The sequence below is a fragment of the Pseudogemmobacter sp. TB195 genome, assembly GCF_058313095.1.
In genome coordinates this window covers 1-1,585 of the sequence record NZ_JBZEGG010000077.1, presented here as the reverse complement: position 1 = coordinate 1,585, position 1,585 = coordinate 1, and the positions used below count along the sequence as shown (strand labels likewise).

The 1,585-nt window shown below is 65.0% G+C and carries 2 protein-coding genes; both read left to right on the top strand.

What is annotated here, in order from left to right; translation table 11 throughout:
- Window positions 1–160: 160 nt before the first annotated feature.
- Window positions 161–1,018: a DUF7007 domain-containing protein gene (locus AC4FS3_RS28610; RefSeq protein WP_491023356.1), complete on the top strand. Its 858-nt coding sequence runs from the start codon at window positions 161–163 to the stop codon at window positions 1,016–1,018.
- 126 nt (window positions 1,019–1,144) lie between these two features.
- On the top strand, window positions 1,145–1,585 hold a 441-nt coding region (locus tag AC4FS3_RS28605), incomplete at its 3' end, for a hypothetical protein (protein WP_491023355.1).

Below are 1,585 nucleotides of genomic sequence, written 5' to 3'. Positions count from 1 at the left end.
TCGCCCACACCTGTTCTCGCCCCAGGGTCGAGGCTTTCGGTGGCGGGGCGCATGTCATCGACCTTGGCGCACGCAAGAGCCTCGGCTGGATCAGTACGCATGAATGGCTGAATGCCGTTTTGAATGGCGAGGACATTGATGCCGTGGAGGCGGTCGCAGGATGAACGCCACGGTTCCGATCACCCCCGCTTCCCCCTCCCGGCATCTGCCCGTCGTCGAGTTTGGGCGCAGCGCTGACGACCTGCTGGTCGCCCATGTTGGTGACACCGCCTTCGCCATGGTGCCGGCACGGCAAGGGCGGCATTTCCTGGCGACCGGCTGGCGACTATCTCGCCCGCTCGATACCTGGCGGCGCGATGACTTCTACGACCATTCCGGTGATGTGGCCGACGAGGCCGCATTCCGCGCTCTGGTCGCGGAGAACGCCGAACACCAACTTGAGCGCGCGGCACTCGGGAGGCGTGAGATTGTCTCCCGTCTCCATACGCCATGGGGTTCCTCTCATGGTGCCACTATCTATGGCGAAGGCGTCTTCTGCCACTCCACCGCCGGGCATGGCGGGTTCCAGCTTGCGCCAGAGCACAATGCACGTGTGCATCCAATGTTGCGATCCTCCTCGGGGTTCTACGAGGAAGACGCCGAATGGGCAGCGGTTGCGCAGGCTTTGCCCGATCTCTTCACGGGTTATGAGCGCCGCTTGGCCGATGAGGCGCTGCGCAATCACTGGCCAGAGGCTTGGGAGGCCATAAATGGCCGCCCCCTTCAGCCCGGCGAATCCCGGGAACGGGATCGTCAGACCTTCGAGCGTCAGCACGCCGGGGACTGGCTCGTGATCGCAGCGGTCAGCTCGGATCGCTTTCCCGGCTTTGTGGAAACGACCGCGACACCGGGCGGGCAGCGCGGACCGGGTTTTGAGCGCCGCCGCTTTCTTGTACCTTCAGCCGAGTATGAACCCGGTCTGTTCGGGTTCGTGATCGATCCCGCGCGGCATCAAGATCTAAAAAATGGAGATGGTTGAGCGGCCATGCCGACGTTCTCGGCCGCGCGCGCCTCTGCGCGGCCGGGAGGAAGAGGTGGGGCGGGGTAGAGCGACGGGACATCAGGCGGGAGAGAGGCTTCCGCCGCCCGTCGTGGAGACACTGCGATGTCCTATTCTGGCTCAACTGAAGGGTTTCGATCCGCCGGGCGGGCGCTGATCAGCCGGAGCCTTGCGCATCTTCGCCTGGCGCAGCACACTCCTCTGACCGTCACTTGTACCGGCGAGGCGCGCTATCTCGATCCGGAGCTCGAGCAGTGGGCGTTCGAGCGCAGCGTCTCCATCGGCACCTGCGGCAGCCTGAAGGCCGCGATGATGCTGGTGTCAACGCGCCTTGGAAGCGGCGCCATTACCTGTGGCGATGATCCCGCGCTCGGCTTCACGCCGCAGCTGATCGCGGTGGTTGATGCCGATCAGGGGCTGGTGCTGGCTGGCGAGGCTTCAAATGGTGGCGTGACCTGGTTTCAACCCGTCGCCAGCGATGCTGAAGCGCGGGCGGTGGTCACCCTGGCCTGCCGCCAGCGGGCTGAAGCGCAGCATCTCGCCGAT